Raw genomic sequence first — 17,605 nt, 5'->3', positions numbered from 1 at the left:
AACTTTATAAATCTTGAATACATAAAAAATAAAGGAGCACTTTTTGGTTCTCCCACTGCATGCAATAATCCGATATGAGAGAGTAATGCCCATCAACAGCGTAAACATGCACCCGTAGCTTTAGTGACATTTTCTACCACTTTCAAAGCAAGTTCTTCTAGATCCTTATCAGTCAAAGTTCGTTCAATAGGTTGAATAGAAACTTCAATTGCAACAGATTTTTTATCTTCACCAAATATTGAATCTTCAAAAAGATCAAAAACCTGCACTGAGTGAATAAGTTTCTTATCAGCTCCACTTGCAGCACGAACAATAAGGGAAGAAGCAACTGTTTTATCAACCACAAATGCAAAATCACGATGCACCATTTGAAAAGGCGACAACTTCAAAGGAGAGCGGCTTTTCACTGCCTTTTTTTTAGGCACTGGAATCTGATCAAGAAAAATCTCAAAACCACATAAAGAGCCACTGACATCTAATTTTTCTAATGTAGCAGGATGAAAAACACCAAAAAAACCAAGGATCACCTTCGGGCCAAGTTTTATAACTCCTGAACGACCAGGATGATACCAATCTGGTGCTCCAATCTCAGTTTGAACCTTACTGATATCTATACCGCATGCTTCTAAAACAGCCAATGCATCTGCTTTAGCATCAAAAACATCAACTGCTGCCGCATTACCATTCCAAAATCTTCCTGCCCCTCCAAATCGTTCTGTTCCACGGCGGATACCACTGGCAACATGTTGCTGTTTATCAGGTGTATCATCTTCATAAATGCTGGACACCTCAAACAAAGCAAGATCTGGAAAACCACGATCAGCATTTCGCTGTGCCGCTACAAGCAAACCAGGTAAAAGAGAAGGGCGCATTACCGACATATCAACAGCAATAGGATTTACTAATTTAAGCTGTGCTTGACCACCTCCAAAGGCAAGTGCCTGACTTTCAGAAATAAAAGACCATGTCACAGCTTCCTTCATACCGCGATGCGCCAAAGCCAAACGTGCAATACGTGAACGCATCTGCGAACATGTTAAAGCTTGATCTTTGCCTTCTGCAAAATCTTCCAATGGAATGGGCTTAATTTTATCCAGCCCATAAATCCTCATTATCTCTTCTACTAAATCAGCTTTACCAACAATATCAGGGCGCCATGTTGGAACTTTGACTGTAACCACATCTCCTTCCCCTTCAATATGAAATCCAAGCTGTGTTAAAATAGCAATGGCTTGTTCACGCTCTATTTCCAGATGTGTCAAACGTTTAACTTCAGAAAACGGAAAGATGATATGTTTAATTTCTGGTTGCTGATAACCAACGATCTTCGTCTTTGATATTTCACCACCACAAAGATGTAAGGCTAATTCTGTTGCAATATCAAGCCCTGTTTCCATAAAAGCTGGATCAACACCCCGTTCAAACCGATAACGTGCATCACTTATAAGCCCTAATGTACGTCCTGTCTGTGCAATGCTGTGTGCATTCCAAAGTGCTGACTCAATGATAACACGACGTGTTGCTTCATCACAGCCTGTTCTTTCACCGCCCATAATGCCAGCAATAGACACAATCCCCTCATCATCTGCAATGACACAATCTTTAACGCTCAAATTATAGGTTTTTCCGTTAAGTGCCTGAAATTGTTCATCTGCATAAGCACGACGCACAATCAAATTCCCTTTTATCTTATCCACATCAAAAACATTAAGGGGACGGCCAAGATCAAAACTTATATAATTCGTCATATCAACCAGCGCATTAATTGGTCTTAAACCAATAGCATTCAAACGCTGCTGTATCCATTGTGGCGACACATCATTTCGAACATTGCAAATTTCACGCCAAGCAAAACCTAAACACAATGATGGATCTTGTGAAATATCTAAAGAAACATTTATCGACGTTTCAAAGGAAGCTTTAAATTTTGGCGCTGATAATTCTTTTAATCGTCCAATCCCAGTGGCTGCAAGATCACGCGCAATACCATGAATGCCTGTGCAATCAGAACGATTGGGTGTCAAACCAATATCAATTACTGGATCATCTAAACCTGCATAAGCTAAAAACGAACCTCCAATAGGGACATTCTCTGAAAGTTCAATAATCCCATCATGTTCATTCGATAGTTCAAGCTCCGCTCGTGAACACATCATCCCAAAACTTTCAACACCACGAATTTTGCCTACAGATAATGTCACATCAAGTCCAGGCACATAAGTGCCAGGCAATGCAAGAACACCAATAAGCCCAACGCGTACATTTGGTGCCCCGCAGACAACTTGTATAGGCGTACCAGACCCCATATCTACCGACAAAATCTGTAATTTATCTGCGTTTGGATGCTTAACTACTGTTAAAACTTTTGCAATCACAAAACCTTTTAAAGAAGAACGATCATCAACGTGATCAACCTCAAGACCTATAGCCATTAGTTTATCGCAAATTTCATCCAAAGACGCATCTGTCTCTAAGTGATCTTTCAACCAAGACAATGTAAATTTCATTTTAAAACCTCACGTGAAAGCTATGAAAAGATCACACATTTCTTAAATCAGAAAAAAAGGCAGACATGTCAAAACAATGAAAGCCATAATGGTCTAACCAACGTAAGTCAGCATCAAAAAACGCCCGCAAATCAGGCATACCGTATTTCAACATAGCAACACGATCAATACCCATTCCCCACGCAAAACCTTGGTATTCATCAGGATCTAAACCAACATTCTTTAACACATGAGGATGTACCATTCCGCACCCCAAGATTTCTAGCCAATCCTGCCCTTCTCCAAACTTTATTTCTGAACCAGAACGATCACATTGAATATCCACTTCCATAGATGGCTCAGTAAAAGGAAAAAAAGAAGGACGAAAACGCATCTTCACAGAAGGAACTTCAAAAAAATCTTTACAAAAAGTCTCATGAAGCCACATCATATGCGCAATAGTAGAGGTTTTATCAATCACAAGACCTTCTACCTGATGAAACATTGGCGAATGAGTCGCATCTGAATCCATACGATAAGTTTTTCCAGGAGTAATGATACGTATCGGTGGTTTCTGTTTTTCCATTGTACGAATTTGTACAGGTGATGTGTGGGTGCGCAACAGCTTCCGCTCTTGCATTTTATCAGCATTAAAAAAGAAAGTATCATGCATTTCGCGAGCTGGATGTCCCTCAGGGAAATTCAATGCAGTAAAATTGTAATAATCTGTTTCAATATCTGGACCCTCTGCAATAGAAAAACCCATATTCTTATAAATGGCTATAATTTCCTCAATCACCTGTGAAATAGGATGAATACGCCCTCTCTCAATGGGGGAAGAACGAACAGGTAAAGTTACATCAACCGTTTCGTGAGAGAGGCGTACATCCATTGCTTGACGCTTAAGAAAATCACGCCTTTTCGTCCATAACTCCAAGATGCGATTTTTTAATCCATTGAGAGCTGGTCCAATTTTTTGGCGTTCTTCAGCATTCATCTTTCCTAATTCTTTTAATTTTTCAGAGACGCTGCCTTTTTTTCCCAATGCCGCAACACGCACTGTTTCAAGTGCCTGTTCATCACTCGCTGCTTCCAAAGCTAAACAAATTTCTTGTTCCAGACGCTCAATATCGCTCATATTTTTGCCCATTTTTTTAATAAAAAAGCCCGCACTAGCTAGAGACCAGTACGGGATCCTGAATAAATAAATGCTTTAAGAGGACTTGACTGGCTTACTTGACAGCGCCTTCAAAAGCATTAGGCGTTGTGTCTTTCAAGTATTCCAAAGCCTTTTTTGCAGAAACCACTAAAGCAGAAAATGCCGCAGACTCATGAACTGCTATATCTGAAAGAACTTTACGATCAATCTCAATACCAGCTTTTGATAAACCATCAATAAAGCGCCCATAAGTTAAACCTTCTGCACGGACAGCCGCATTAATTCTTTGAATCCACAAAGCACGAAATGTGCGCTTTCTATTTTTGCGATCACGATACGCGTACTGTTTTGAACGATCAACGGCTGCTTTAGCCGTACGAATGGTACTTTTACGACGACCGTAAAAACCTTCAGCCTGTTTAAGAATCTTCTTGTGTTTAGCGTGTGCCGCCACACCTCTCTTTACGCGTGCCATATAATATTCTCCTAAAAATCAAAAGCATAAGGCTTATAAACCATTTGGCAAATAATACTGAACAACTTTTTGAGCATCTTGCTCACACAAAACCATCGTCCCACGCGCGTCACGAATAAATTTATTAGAACGTTTAATCATGCCGTGGCGTTTACCTGCAGCTGCTACTTTTACTTTGCCTGACGCAGTGATTTTAAACCGCTTCTTAGCGGATGATTTGGTCTTCATCTTGGGCATTTTGCTACTCCATACATTTTATTCATTAAAGTGGATCTATTCACTCAAGCGGACCAACGCTCGAAAAAGCACCCAAACAGCCACGGCATGCCCTGCCGGGCGGTTCCATATAGTGTTTCCATAAGCCACTATACACAAAATAGCAAGTCCGTATCAAAAAAAAATTGGAGCTCCGTTGCCTTGAATTTCAATCAAAGGTGCTGGAATTGAATTTGTTTTGATGGCTGCTTTACACAGATCAGCAATAATACATTGCTTACATTGTACTTTACGTGCTTGGCAAATATAACGCCCATGTAAAATGAGCCAATGATGCGCATGACGAAGATAACCAACTGGTATAATATTTAGCAACTTCTCTTCAACAACCTCTGGTGTTTTGCCGGGTGCCAAACTAAGACGATTTCCAAGACGAAAAATATGTGTGTCCACCGCCATCGTAGGCTGACCAAAAGCAATATTTAAAACAACATTCGCCGTTTTACGCCCCACACCAGGAAGTGCCATGAGGGCTTCGCGATTATCAGGTACTTGACCGCCATATTGATTAATTAAAAAATTGCAAAGTGCATAAACATTGCGCGCTTTTGCACGCCAAAGACCAATTGCACGGATGTGACGTGCAATTTCTTCTTCTCCCAATACAATCATTTTTTCCGGTTTATCAGCAAGACGAAATAATTCTTTTGTCGCTTTATTAACACTCGCATCTGTCGCTTGAGCCGAAAGAACAACTGCAACCAAAAGAGTAAAAGCATTGGTGTAGATAAGGTCACTCCTAGGGATAGGACGTTGAACAGAAAAACGGCGAAAAATTTCTTCAACTTCGTCTTCACTATACAATATTTCAAAAGATTTTTGCGTCTTTGACAGTTTAGTTGTTCTTTGACTCATTGAACTCTCTTAATCTTCTCTCTTGAAGTTACCTCTTACGCTTGCCATATGAGAGGAATACAATAAGCGCTTTTTTTAGAGTTTGGTCAATTAGCCGCTTTGAAGAGGACATACAATGACACACGTGACATCTTTCTCCAATCCCCTTCTCCTAGGATTTGAAGCAATGGAGAAAATATTGCAACGTATTAGTAAGACTGATGAAAGCTATCCAGCCTATAATATTGAACGTTTACACAAAAACGATAACGCAAGCCATATACGCATCACTTTGGCTGTTGCTGGATTTAAAGTCAATAATCTCAGTATCTTATTAGATGATAATCAACTGATAATCCATGGTAAACAATCAATCAATCAAAATCACCAATATTTATATTGTGGTATAGCGGCGCGCCAATTCCAGCGTACCTTTCTTCTCGCGGATGGAATGCAAGTAACAAATGCTGAGTTGAAAAATGGTCTCTTATCAATTAACCTACACCAACCAAAATTAAAAAAACAAATAAAGCAGATTCCAATCAAAGTTATTGGCAGTGAATAGTAAAAATAAGGTGTAAAGGAGTAATAGAATGGGAGAACACAAACAAAACTGGTCGTTGCAAGATACCGCCTCTTTTGATGCGGGGGGAATTGCTTACTTAAAAAAGGTTTGTACAGATGATCTGGCTAAAAATTTTCCAGATCTTCCACCAATGACCCCAGGCATTATAATATGGGCGCTCTTTGGTGAAACAGGCTATCCGATCATTTTATCCGACGAGCGCTCTATCGCTCTTGCAGGTGCTAACGAACATGAACTACAAATTGTAACTCTACACTAACCTGTTTTACAGAAAACAGCTAAAGCATCCTTATAGACCCTATCAGTCCTACCTGATGAGGTGTGAAGATAGGTTTTTTATGAAAACGTTATAAGAATATCAGTTTTTTCAAAAAAATACCATCGTACCCAACTTCACGCTATTCCTACTTACATACTATCAATTCTTTAAGGAAACACTATCTGTTTTTTCTTCATATAAAATATGATTTTGCTAGAAAAAAATCTTTACTGAGCGGTGCTATTTGAAATATTTTGTATTGAACTTTTTACTTCTTGATATTGCTTATTTCTTGTTTCTTGCAACAAAGATCTTTATGAAATCCTATATTGATGTTCTCGAACGCATTACAAAGGCTCTTGTTGCCTCGATGTCTTAAATATTATCACCAGAAAAATCATATATGCCCATTCGAGTCATCGCAATCGTGCATTCGTATTAATTTTAAAACCAATCTAATCTTTGATTTAGAATAGAATACCTCTTTCTAACGCCACCTGCATGTCCTTAACTGCTGTTCATATTGCCTAGATATTCTCGCCATACGTTGTGCTGCTTGTGCAAGCGCAGCAGTTACATGCCCTCTACTGCGCGCATAAGCACCATGACCCATATGATAATTTAAATAAAGGCTGTATGCATCGTCAAACCTAACACCATTGCGTCGAACACTTTGGCGATGGTACCAGCCAATGAAATCAACGGCATCTGCAAAATTAGTACGCCGCGCAAAAGACCTTCCTGTGGAGCGCAAATACATTGCCCATGTGCTGTCAAGCGCTTGAGAATAACCATACGCTGTTGACCGACGCTTCCACGGAATAACACCAAGCAGTTTTGTACGCAAAGGACGTGCATTATGACGAAAATTTGACTCCATCTTAATGGTTGCAAGAATAATAGGCATAGGAATTCCATAACGCATTTCTGCATTCTCAGAAGCTTTTTTCCAATTATTACAAAACCTATCTTTTTGAGCTAAAATGGCGCAAGCATCGTTTGTATACAGGGGGTGACTTGTTGCGCATCCCTCTAGCAGAAACACCAATGCCAAAAAAAACAAAAGGTGTCGCATATTCTCTATTCCTCTCATTAAGAAAGCAATGAGATATGGATACTAAAAAAATTATCGCTAATCAATAAAGAACACTTGTTGTGTTAAGTACCTTATTTCACTCCTCATCAACCAAGCGCAGTGTTTGAGACTGAACAGAAGAAGCTGTCATTTGTGTTGGCACAGAGTCTTTTTCTTTTAATTCAAAAGATTCAATACGATTAGCTCTTTTCATAATTTTAGAAGATGATGTTAAAATCCCTTCAATATCTTCACCCACTTTATAAAAATGCTTCTGTAGAGCGCGAACACGTATATCCATTCGTTCAAAATCTTCCATTAATTTTGCTACTTCTGACTGGATCAAATGTGCTTGTTCACGCATCCGCGCATCTTTCATAATAGTTTGTACAACCTGAATAGATAACATCAACAAAGACGGCGATACAATAATCACATGCGCCCGATTGGCTTTTTGTACCAACGATTCAAAATCTTCATAGATTGTTGCAAAAATCGATTCCGATGGCACAAAAAGAAAAGCGGTATCGTGTGTTTCTCCAGGAATTAAATATTTTTGTGCGACATCGCGAATATGAACATCCATATCCGTACGAAACTGACGTTCTGCCTCTTGACGTTCTTGAGGTGATGCTGCCTTATGCATCGCATTCCAAGCTTCTAAAGGAAATTTAGCATCAATAACAAGAGAAGGAGCTTTATTTGGCATATGAATGAGACAATCTGGTCGCTTTCCATTTGAAAGAGTCGATTGGAAAGCATAGGCATTAGGTGGCAAAGCATCTGCAATAATTGCTTCCATCCGTCCCTGACCAAAAGTACCGCGCGTTTGCTTATTATTTAAAATAGCCTGCAACTGAACAACCTGTCCCGTAAGCGACTGAATATTATTTTGTGCCGCGTCAATTACCGCTAAACGCTCTTGTAAACGATTCAAATTTTCATAAGTAGACTTGGTCTGCACATGAAGCGTTTGACCCAAATTGGTTGTCATCCCATTGAGTTTCTCACTTATAGATTTATTTAATTCAGCTTGTCTTTGACCAAAAATTTCTGCCATAGTCTGCATTCGACCTTGCATTTCAGCTTGCGTTTTTAGCAGTGTTGCCATTTGCATTTGTGCCTCACGGGCGCGTTCGGCAATTTCACTTTCCAAAAATGTCTTTTTTTTATGAAATCGTATCAACATAAAAAATGCCAAGCAGATAAATGTAAGCAAAAGCACAATCATCAGTCTAGCAAAAGACTCATCAATGAGCATGAAAGAAAAAAACGAATCAAACATGAGAAGTAATATAACGCTCTTATTGTAAAAAAGCGCAAGAATCCGTTATTCAATGTTGACCCATAATAAACCATTGGTTAATCTGTGACGATGTTAATTAAACCTTTAGTTACTTTACCAGATCCGATTTTACGGAAAATGTCTCAACCAGTTGAGAATATAGATTCAGCTATCCAGAAACTGGCTGATGATATGTTGAACACGATGTATTATGCTAAAGGAATCGGCCTTGCAGCTGTTCAAATTGGAATACCGCTGCGTATGTTAGTCATAGATATCTCTGAAAAAGATACCCTGAAAAATCCGCTTGTTATTATCAACCCAGAAATCTTATGGCTTTCAAATGAGCGCAATATTCATAAAGAGGGTTGCCTGTCTATTCCTGAGTATTACGCAGAAGTCGAACGTCCCAAACGCCTCTGTGTTCGCTATCAAAATCGCGAAGGAAAACAAATAGAAATTGAGGCAGATCACCTACTGGCAACTTGCTTACAACACGAAATCGACCATTTAAATGGCTGTCTTTTTATTGATCACATTTCGAAAACTAAACGTGATATGGTAATACGAAAATTTAAAAAACGCGCAAAAAAGAAAAACGCACAGGAAGCAATTTTATAATGGCATTACGGTTAAGTTTTATGGGGACACCTAATTTTTCTGTCCCTATTTTACATGCTTTGTTAAGTGCTGGCCATGATATTGTAGCTGTTTACAGCCAACCCCCCCGCCCGGCAGGACGTCGTGGTCTTAAACTGATCCCCTCACCTGTTCAAAATGCAGCAGAAGAAAAATCTATTCCTGTATTCACACCTAAAACACTTAAAATGGCTGAACAACAAGCTCAATTTGCAGCACTTTGTGTTGATGCTGCTATTGTTGTTGCCTATGGACTACTCTTACCAAAAACTATTCTTGAAATACCCCGTTTTGGTTGTTTCAATGTCCACGCTTCACTCTTACCACGCTGGCGTGGTGCTGCACCTATCCAGCGTGCAATTATGGCTGGTGATAAGGAAACGGGAATCATGATTATGAAAATGGATGAAGGACTTGATACGGGGCCTATTGCTTTATCCCGTTCTGTCCCCATCACGGATAATACCACCGCTAATGAACTTTCAAATAGGCTTTCATATATAGGCGCAGAACTTATGATAGAAACCCTATCAGCTCTTGAAAAAGGCCAACTTAAACTTACCCCACAATCAGAGAAAAACGTAACCTATGCCTCCAAAATCAAAAAAGAAGAAACACGCATTGATTGGACAAAACCTGCAGAATTTATTCATAGGCATATTCGCGCGCTCTCTCCCTCTCCTGGTTGCTGGTGTAACATGAATATCAGCGGTCGAGAAGAACGTGTAAAAATTCTTGCAAGTCATTTAACAACAGGACCTTCTCTTGAAATTGGTCGTATAGAATCAGATTCTTTGATTATCCATTGTGGGCAAGGACGCCTCGAAATAACCTCCCTCCAAAGATCGGGTGGTAAAATTCTTGATGGTGTAACATTTTTGCGAGGAGCCCGCATTTCTGCCGTTTTTTGATATGCCACGTTTTAAACTCACCCTTGAATATGACGGCTCAAATTATGCTGGCTGGCAGCGTCAAGTAGGACTTCGCACCATACAAGGTGCACTTGAACAGGCTATTTTTCATTTTAGTGGACAAAAATTAACCATAACGACAGCAGGTAGAACTGATGCAGGTGTCCACGCTACAGGACAGGTTGCGCATGTTGATTTCATAAAAGATTGGCGCACGCATACTGTACGCGATGCACTCAATGCGCATTTGAAAAAACAGGATGAAGATATTTCGATTTTGAATGTAGAAAATGTCCCAGATAGCTTTGATGCACGGTTTTCCGCAATTAAACGCCATTATCTTTTTAAAATTCTCAATCGCCGCTCACCACCAGCTCTAAACGCTAAACGGGTATGGTGGATACCAAAAACCCTCAATGCTGAAGCCATGCATGAAGCTGCGCAAAAACTTGTAGGACAACATGATTTTACCACTTTCCGCTCAGCCAATTGCCAAGCCAAAAACCCTATTCGCACCCTTGACTGTTTAGACGTTCAAAGACAAGGAGAAGAAATTTTCCTTTATGCACAGGCTCGCTCTTTTCTTCATCATCAAATTCGTTCATTTGCAGGAAGCCTTATGGAAGTTGGCATTGGACGTTGGACGGTACAAGATCTTGAAGCAGCTCTCCAAGCTAAAGATCGTACGCATTGTGGTATGGTCGCACCTCCTTCAGGACTTTATTTAATACAAGTCGACTATTAACGACCCTTTAAAAGTCATTTTTTCAAAACAAAAAGCAATTAACGAAGCTTATAAAAGGAACGAATTTGTTCAAAAGCTTCCGCTGCTGTATCGACGAATGTAACAAGATCCACATCCGAAGGAGAAATCGTACCTTGCGCAGATAAATAATCAAAATTTATAACATTGTTCCAAAACTCTTTGCCAAATAAGAAAATCGGTATCCGTTTCATACGCCCTGTTTGTATTAAAGTTAACGTCTCAAATAACTCATCCAGAGTACCAAATCCTCCAGGGAAAATTGCCAACGCCTTCGCTCGCATTAAAAAATGCATTTTACGCATCCCAAAATAATGAAAATTAAAACATAAATGCGGAGTCACATAAGGATTGGGCTCTTGCTCATGCGGTAAAACAACATTCAAACCAACCGTTGGTGCTCCAACATCAGCAGCACCACGATTTCCTGCTTCCATCACCCCTGGCCCTCCCCCTGTGATAACTACAAATTCACGATATTCGGTCGTAGCAGAATAATTTGAACACAAACGCGCAAATTCTCTTGCCTTATCGTAATAATGGGACATAGCATGCAAATTTTTCTTTTGTGTTTCATTTTTTGCTGCCCATACGGCGGCTTGCTTAGATTCAGGAATACGTGCACCACCAAATAAAACAACAGTTGATTGAATATCACACTCCTGAAGAGCTATTTCCGGCTTTAGAAACTCAAGACTAATACGCTGTGAACGTAATTCAGGACGCATCATAAAATCTTGATCTATATAAGCTAAACGGTAGGTAGGTGAAAGTACTTGTGGTGTATCAGGGGATTCATATTCTTGTTGTATTGCCTCCTTTGCATGGAGAAATGAACACCAACTCTTTTTTTTTTCTTTCATTTTTTTCTATAACCTTTCTCATGTGCTTATCCTGCTCCCTAACCGTTTCATTGACTGAACACATTTCTTCGCGTAGGTCATAAGAAATAAATCTTGAAACTTTCAACTTGTTTAACGGAATCCCAACCATGAGCAATCTTACACAACTTGAAATGATTATTGAAAAAGCGTTTGATAACCGCGACTCTATCAACACTACAACAAAAGGTGAAATCCGCGAAAGTGTTGAACACATATTAAACCTTCTCGATAAAGGTGAAATCCGCGTTGCAGAGCGTCAAGAAAATGGCCAATGGCATGTTCATCAATGGTTAAAAAAAGCCGTTCTTCTCTCTTTTCGAATCAATCCTATGCAGATTATTTCTGGCGGAATAAATGGAACATATTGGTGGGATAAAGTTCCTTCAAAGTTTTCTGGTTGGCAAGAAGATGACTTTAAAAAAGCTGATTTTCGTTCTGTTCCCGGAGCGATTGTACGCCATTCTGCCTACATTGCTCCCAACGTTATATTAATGCCATCCTTTGTAAATCTCGGTGCCTTTATCGATAAGGGAACAATGGTTGACACGTGGACCACTGTGGGTTCTTGTGCACAGATTGGTAAACATGTCCATCTTTCTGGCGGTGTTGGTATCGGAGGTGTTTTAGAACCACTACAGGCAAACCCGACGATTATTGAAGATCACTGTTTTATCGGTGCACGCTCTGAAGTCGTAGAAGGCTGCATTATTCGTGAAGGCGCTGTTTTAGGAATGGGAGTATTTATTGGAAAATCCACAAAGATTATTGACCGTAGAACAGGCGAAATTTTTATAGGTGAAGTACCAGCCTACTCCGTCGTTATTTCAGGCTCTCTCCCTGGAAAATCACTACCAAACGGTGAACAAGGTCCAAACCTTTACTGCGCTGTAATAGTGAAACGTGTTGATCAAAAAACACGGGAGAAAACATCTATTAATGATCTTTTGCGCGATTAAAAAACACTCTTTAATAATCTTAAATTATCGACAAAATACAAAAGCATAATCAACTAAGGGAGGATTCTCTCTTTTTTCGTTATTTATTCATTTTGAGCGCTTGAATAAACGCCGACTGTGGAATTTCTACTTTTCCGAATTGGCGCATACGTTTTTTACCTTCTTTTTGCTTTTCCAAAAGTTTACGCTTGCGTGTTACATCACCTCCGTAACATTTAGCCGTTACATCTTTGCGTAAAGCACGAATCGTTTCGCGCGCAATGATTTTGCCACCGATCGCTGCCTGCACTGGAATCTGAAACATATGTTGAGGAATAAGATCTTTCAGTTTTTCGCACATAGAACGCCCGCGCTTTTCCGCTATGCTGCGATGCACAAGCATCGACAATGCATCAATAGATTCTCCATTAACCAAAATAGACATTTTAACCAAGTCGCCCTCAGAATAGTCGGTCATCTGATAATCAAAAGAGGCATATCCCTTGGAAATTGATTTTAAACGGTCATAAAAATCAAAAACCACCTCATTTAAAGGCAAATCATACGTCACCATGGCACGCATCCCGACATAGGATAAACTAACCTGTATTCCTCGCCGTTCTTGGCAAAGTTCTAAAACTGATCCAAGATAGTTGTCAGGAGTCATTATTGTAGCCCGAATCCACGGCTCTTCAATAGAAGAAATCTTAACAATATCAGGCATATCCGCCGGATTATGGAGTTCTTTCATAGTACCATCATTCATATTCATGCGATAAACAACCGAAGGTGCTGTCGCGATTAAATCTAAATTGAACTCGCGTTCTAATCGCTCTTGAATAATTTCAAGATGAAGAAGCCCTAAAAAACCACACCGAAAGCCGAAACCCAAAGCCGCTGATGTTTCCATTTCAAAGGAAAAACTTGCATCATTCAAGCGCAATTTTCCCATGGCTGCCCGTAAATTCTCAAAATCAGCAGCATCAACTGGAAAAAGTCCACAAAAAACAACCGGTTGAGCAGGTTTAAAACCGGGAAGCGCATCTTCACAAGGACGACGTTCTTCAGTAATGGTATCGCCAACCCGTGTATCAGCAACTTCTTTGATAGAAGCGGTTATAAAGCCAATCTCTCCAGGTCCTAACTCATCCACTTGAACCATTTTTGGTGTAAAGACTCCAACCCGTTCAACTGGATATTTTGCCCCAGGCTCCATCATGCGAATGGTCTGGCCTTTTTTCAACACACCATCAATTACTCGCACCAAAACGATAACGCCAAGATATGCATCATACCAGCTATCAACCAACATTGCTTTTAAAGGCTTGTTCACTTCACCAGTGTGTGGAGGGGGTAACTGTGTAACGATTGCTTCTAAAACATCAGAAATGCCTAAACCTGTTTTTGCTGATATTTCTACGGCTTCAGAGGTATCAATGCCAATCACATCTTCAATTTGTTCTTTAACACGCTCAGGTTCTGCTGCTGGAAGATCCACTTTATTGAGGACAACAACCAATTCATGAGAATTATCAATAGCTTGGTAAACATTCGCCAATGTTTGCGCTTCTACGCCTTGGCTCGCATCCACCACCAACAGCGAACCTTCACAAGCTGCTAATGACCGAGAAACTTCATAAGCGAAATCTACATGGCCAGGTGTATCAATAAGATTTAAAATATAACTCTCACCATCCTTTGCTTTGTAATGCAAACGGACCGTTTGTGCCTTTATAGTAATTCCACGTTCGCGCTCAATATCCATGGAATCGAGAACTTGCTCTTTCATCTCTCGTGTCTCAAGCCCTCCTGTCATTTGAATCAAACGATCAGCCAAAGTAGACTTTCCGTGATCAATGTGCGCCACGATGGAAAAATTACGGATATGATTACGATCTCTTACCATACGAGGCGATTTAGCAAAGAACAGCACAAAACGCAAAGACCAATTGTGTTTCTTTGGGAACCTTTCAAAAATACAAACGAAAAAAGCTTTTCAAAACACAATTCTTTATGGTCTAAAAATGAGAATTTTGTGCATTAAACGCAATACCAATGATTAAAACTATCCAAAGGTTCTTAACTTTTTCATATCTGTTTATCTTCATCACTCATATGCCCGTATAATATGAAGAATGCATATATAGCTCAGACTTGTGGTAAAATTCTGTTTCAATTTGCACACAATCACCAAATTCTTTATCATTTTTATAAAAAAAGTATGAGAGTAAATTAATCTGCTCACAACCATCAAAACTTTAGAAATATACTCGTCCTGGTGCAATATCTTTTGAAAGCGATTATTTTAAAAGGTTTCTTTTCTCTTCTTGCCTAAAAAAAGAGAATTTCCTTAATTTTTATGAAAAAATAACAAAAATGAAATCTCTTCAAATCAAAACATCACAAGATAAGATCTTAAAAAGAGAGATGTAAAATTAGTCAATTTTTTTAATAACTTTATCTTTTTTGCGCCAGTGTGAAGGTTGTAATTCAGCTACTATAATTCCAATCAAGATGAATGCCCCTCCTAATAAAGCTAAAGGGGATATACGCTCACCAGCTAAACGCCCAACAATACCAGCCCATATAGGTTCGCTTACGTAAATGAGCGTTGCTCGAGTGGGTGAAACGGATTTTTGTGCCCAATTCATCGCCAATTGAGTAATAGCACTCATTAATGCCAATCCTATACCAATACTCAGCCATATCCATGAAAATTCAGGAATACTTTCGTCCATTAAAGGCATGCAAAAAAACGAAAAAAGACCACTAAAAAGTAACTGTATAATCGTTACACGGCGACTATCAACCTTATTAGCAAAAATTCCAATGAGTATAACTTCTCCAGCAATTGCTATAGCCCCTAACAAAGTCAAAATTTCACCTTTTGAAAAATCAACATTCCCTGGCTTTTGTCCGGAAATAAGCACAAGTCCAATAAAAGCAAGAATAATACCAATCCAACAAGCTAAACGAGGTGGCTTTTTAAAAACAATCCATTGCAATATTGGTACTATCGGAACATAAAGCGCCGTTATAAAAGCCGACTGACTACTAATAATTGTTTGAAGCCCCGTGGCTTGCAAAGCATAACCCAAAAATATTCCTAAACCAATCGCCATACCAGCAAAAATTTCATAAACTGTTATGCCTTTCATAGAACGCCAAAAAATCGCCCCGCACATAAACGATGCAACGATAAAACGAAATCCGACAAAGAAGAGAGGCCCGCTATAGCGTACCGCTATGTGAATCACTAAAAAGGTAGTACCCCACAATATTGTCGCAGCAAATAATGCCAATTCTTGCTTACTGAATAACGGGTATTTCAACTGTTTTATACCAACCATAAAAAGTTTTTTCCTCCAATTTTCTGTACACCTTATGAAACAATAAGCGTTCCAACTCCTTGTTCGGTAAATAGTTCTAGCAAGACAGAATGGGGGGTTTTACCATTTAAAATAACAACACCTTCTACTCCATTTTGAAGCGCCTTTATGCAAGTTTCTACTTTTGGAATCATCCCCCCTGAAATTGTGCCATTTTTGATGAGATATGCAGCTTCAGAAATTGTCAATTTCTTTAAAAGTTTACCCTGTTTATCCAAAACACCAGGAACATCTGTGAGAAACAAAAGGCGTTTAGCCTCTAATGCACCGGCAATGGCTCCAGCAAAAATATCAGCATTAATATTATAGGTTTTGCCATCACGACCTGGAGCCACAGGAGCAAGAACAGGGATCATTTCAGAACATGCCAAAAGATCCAGCAATGTGCGATCAATTTCAACAGGTTCACCAACAAATCCTAAATCTAAAACACGTTCAATATGCGAATCAGGATCAATGACAGTTTTATAAGTCTTTTCAGCAAAAACCATATTGCCATCTTTGCCGCACAATCCTATCGCCCATTCACCCTCAGCATTGATGAGAGCAACAATTTCCTTGTTTATGGAACCTGCCAAAACCATTTCAACTACTTCAACGATTCGTTCATCAGTTACTCGTAGACCGTTTTCAAACCGTGATTCAATGCCCATTTTCATCAAAATTTCAGCAATTTGAGGTCCACCGCCATGAACAACAACAGGATTAATTCCTGATTGCTTTAATAGAGCAATATCACGTGCAAACGCTCGCCCTAAAGCAGGATCACCCATAGCATGACCGCCATATTTTACAACGACCGTTTCATTTTCATATTTTTGCATATAGGGTAAAGCAGACGATAAAAATGCTGCTTGTTTTTCAAAAACATCCGCTGCATTGCTCTCAACATCATTCATCAAAAAGCCTCCTCATCACTTTTGAATATCTCTTAGTGGAATTTAGAAAAAGTGAAAACAAATTTTACTCTATTCATCCCCCCTGAAAATCTCCATTTCTCTTTAAAATTACGATGAAAGTAATAACGAGATGAGACAAAAACAGCTTTCTTAAAAAGAACTAGTTATCTAAAAATAAAACAAAATAAGCATACAGAATGCCGTTATTTTATGACCTCATGTATAAAATTTGGAAGCAGAATTCAGAATAATTTTTAAGCCACGCCGTACACTTAACTTACTGACTTTACCTTATGGATCTCTAACAATGAATACAGATATATACAATCATTCGCTTTGTAAGATAAAACATCACATTGCCAATACGGGAAATAGCCTAGTCACGCATACACTCTCCCCTAAATAGACTAAAATTTTAACTTAAAATTCGTCTTTTACTCAACAATTGAAAATAAGAAATATCAATCATGACATGTTATAGAAAAATACAATACATTGTTTATAATAGTAAATTTATCATTTTCGGCTCAAATGAGAGCGCCTCATATAGGAATACTCTCTCCATTTTCAACTCCTTTTTATGATGAATCAATAAAAACCGTTCGCTTACGCATTATAAGCAGTATCATAAAATCTATAGAACAATATAGCTTTATACTCTTAGACCATACAAAATCTCTTAAAGAGAGCTGTAAAATCACTCCATTTTCTCTTCTATTCGTTACATCCCTGGTAGATGAAACAATATAA

At 39.1% G+C, this 17,605-nt stretch carries 17 protein-coding genes; 6 read left to right on the top strand and 11 right to left on the bottom strand.

Going from position 1 to position 17,605, the window contains the following annotated elements:
- Positions 1 to 92: 92 nt before the first annotated feature.
- The 5 genes from pheT to nth form a co-directional block, all read right to left on the bottom strand.
- Positions 93 to 2,507 carry a phenylalanine--tRNA ligase subunit beta gene (pheT, locus tag V4B17_RS07315; RefSeq protein WP_455479473.1) on the bottom strand — a complete coding sequence of 805 codons (2,415 nt, stop codon included), beginning with the start codon at positions 2,505 to 2,507 and terminating at the stop codon, positions 93 to 95.
- A 31-nt stretch (positions 2,508 to 2,538) separates the two neighbouring features.
- Positions 2,539 to 3,624 (bottom strand): phenylalanine--tRNA ligase subunit alpha, encoded by a 1,086-nt coding sequence (pheS, locus tag V4B17_RS07310; protein WP_455479472.1) that lies wholly within the window; start codon positions 3,622 to 3,624, stop codon positions 2,539 to 2,541.
- A gap of 94 nt (positions 3,625 to 3,718) precedes the next feature.
- A complete protein-coding gene (gene rplT, locus V4B17_RS07305; RefSeq protein WP_455479471.1) occupies positions 3,719 to 4,120 on the bottom strand; it encodes a 50S ribosomal protein L20 in 402 nt (133 codons plus the stop codon).
- Positions 4,121 to 4,153: 33 nt separating this feature from the next.
- On the bottom strand, positions 4,154 to 4,357 hold the full coding sequence (rpmI, locus tag V4B17_RS07300) for a 50S ribosomal protein L35 (RefSeq protein ID WP_004856146.1): 204 nt from the start codon (positions 4,355 to 4,357) through the stop codon (positions 4,154 to 4,156).
- 153 nt (positions 4,358 to 4,510) lie between these two features.
- On the bottom strand, positions 4,511 to 5,251 hold the full coding sequence (nth, locus tag V4B17_RS07295) for an endonuclease III (RefSeq protein WP_455479470.1): 741 nt from the start codon (positions 5,249 to 5,251) through the stop codon (positions 4,511 to 4,513).
- A 115-nt stretch (positions 5,252 to 5,366) separates the two neighbouring features.
- Between nth and V4B17_RS07290 the strand changes: the two genes are divergently transcribed.
- Both V4B17_RS07290 and V4B17_RS07285 read left to right on the top strand, forming a co-directional pair.
- Positions 5,367 to 5,795 carry an Hsp20 family protein gene (locus V4B17_RS07290; protein WP_455479469.1) on the top strand — a complete coding sequence of 143 codons (429 nt, stop codon included), beginning with the start codon at positions 5,367 to 5,369 and terminating at the stop codon, positions 5,793 to 5,795.
- A gap of 28 nt (positions 5,796 to 5,823) precedes the next feature.
- Positions 5,824 to 6,075 carry a BQ00720 family protein gene (locus V4B17_RS07285; RefSeq protein ID WP_455479468.1) on the top strand — a complete coding sequence of 84 codons (252 nt, stop codon included), beginning with the start codon at positions 5,824 to 5,826 and terminating at the stop codon, positions 6,073 to 6,075.
- Positions 6,076 to 6,562: 487 nt separating this feature from the next.
- Here V4B17_RS07285 and V4B17_RS07280 read toward each other — a convergent pair whose 3' ends face one another.
- Both V4B17_RS07280 and V4B17_RS07275 read right to left on the bottom strand, forming a co-directional pair.
- Positions 6,563 to 7,150, bottom strand: a complete 588-nt coding sequence (locus V4B17_RS07280; RefSeq protein WP_455479467.1) for a transglycosylase SLT domain-containing protein — start codon at positions 7,148 to 7,150, stop codon at positions 6,563 to 6,565.
- A 97-nt stretch (positions 7,151 to 7,247) separates the two neighbouring features.
- Positions 7,248 to 8,435 carry a DNA recombination protein RmuC gene (locus V4B17_RS07275; RefSeq protein ID WP_455479466.1) on the bottom strand — a complete coding sequence of 396 codons (1,188 nt, stop codon included), beginning with the start codon at positions 8,433 to 8,435 and terminating at the stop codon, positions 7,248 to 7,250.
- A gap of 90 nt (positions 8,436 to 8,525) precedes the next feature.
- Between V4B17_RS07275 and def the strand changes: the two genes are divergently transcribed.
- Genes def through truA form a run of 3 tightly spaced genes read left to right on the top strand, consistent with a single transcriptional unit; the run spans position 8,526 to position 10,730 of the window.
- Complete coding sequence (gene def / locus V4B17_RS07270; RefSeq protein ID WP_455479465.1) at positions 8,526 to 9,056, top strand: peptide deformylase; 531 nt, start codon at positions 8,526 to 8,528, stop codon at positions 9,054 to 9,056.
- Positions 9,056 to 9,985, top strand: coding sequence for a methionyl-tRNA formyltransferase (gene fmt / locus V4B17_RS07265; protein WP_455479464.1), 930 nt, complete (start codon positions 9,056 to 9,058; stop codon positions 9,983 to 9,985). The genes def and fmt overlap by 1 nt, the downstream gene beginning before the upstream one ends.
- A gap of 1 nt (position 9,986) precedes the next feature.
- Positions 9,987 to 10,730, top strand: coding sequence for a tRNA pseudouridine(38-40) synthase TruA (gene truA / locus V4B17_RS07260; RefSeq protein WP_455479463.1), 744 nt, complete (start codon positions 9,987 to 9,989; stop codon positions 10,728 to 10,730).
- 38 nt (positions 10,731 to 10,768) lie between these two features.
- Here truA and V4B17_RS07255 read toward each other — a convergent pair whose 3' ends face one another.
- Positions 10,769 to 11,611, bottom strand: coding sequence for an LOG family protein (locus tag V4B17_RS07255; protein WP_455479462.1), 843 nt, complete (start codon positions 11,609 to 11,611; stop codon positions 10,769 to 10,771).
- 128 nt (positions 11,612 to 11,739) lie between these two features.
- On the opposite strand from V4B17_RS07255, the gene dapD reads away from it, so the two are divergent.
- The gene (gene dapD / locus V4B17_RS07250; protein ID WP_455479461.1) at positions 11,740 to 12,588 is read left to right on the top strand and encodes a 2,3,4,5-tetrahydropyridine-2,6-dicarboxylate N-succinyltransferase; all 849 of its coding nucleotides are present in this window, start codon (positions 11,740 to 11,742) and stop codon (positions 12,586 to 12,588) included.
- A gap of 79 nt (positions 12,589 to 12,667) precedes the next feature.
- Here dapD and lepA read toward each other — a convergent pair whose 3' ends face one another.
- From lepA to argB, 3 genes are all read right to left on the bottom strand, one after another.
- Positions 12,668 to 14,473: a translation elongation factor 4 gene (gene lepA / locus V4B17_RS07245; protein WP_455480215.1), complete on the bottom strand. Its 1,806-nt coding sequence runs from the start codon at positions 14,471 to 14,473 to the stop codon at positions 12,668 to 12,670.
- Positions 14,474 to 15,002: 529 nt separating this feature from the next.
- Positions 15,003 to 15,917, bottom strand: coding sequence for a DMT family transporter (locus V4B17_RS07240; RefSeq protein ID WP_455479460.1), 915 nt, complete (start codon positions 15,915 to 15,917; stop codon positions 15,003 to 15,005).
- Positions 15,918 to 15,949: 32 nt separating this feature from the next.
- On the bottom strand, positions 15,950 to 16,855 hold the full coding sequence (argB, locus tag V4B17_RS07235; protein ID WP_455479459.1) for an acetylglutamate kinase: 906 nt from the start codon (positions 16,853 to 16,855) through the stop codon (positions 15,950 to 15,952).
- Positions 16,856 to 17,605: the final 750 nt, after the last annotated feature.

This window comes from Bartonella sp. B23 (assembly GCF_053793815.1).
The sequence above is the reverse complement of the archived record's forward strand: the minus strand, read 5'-3'. Positions and strand labels throughout refer to the sequence as shown.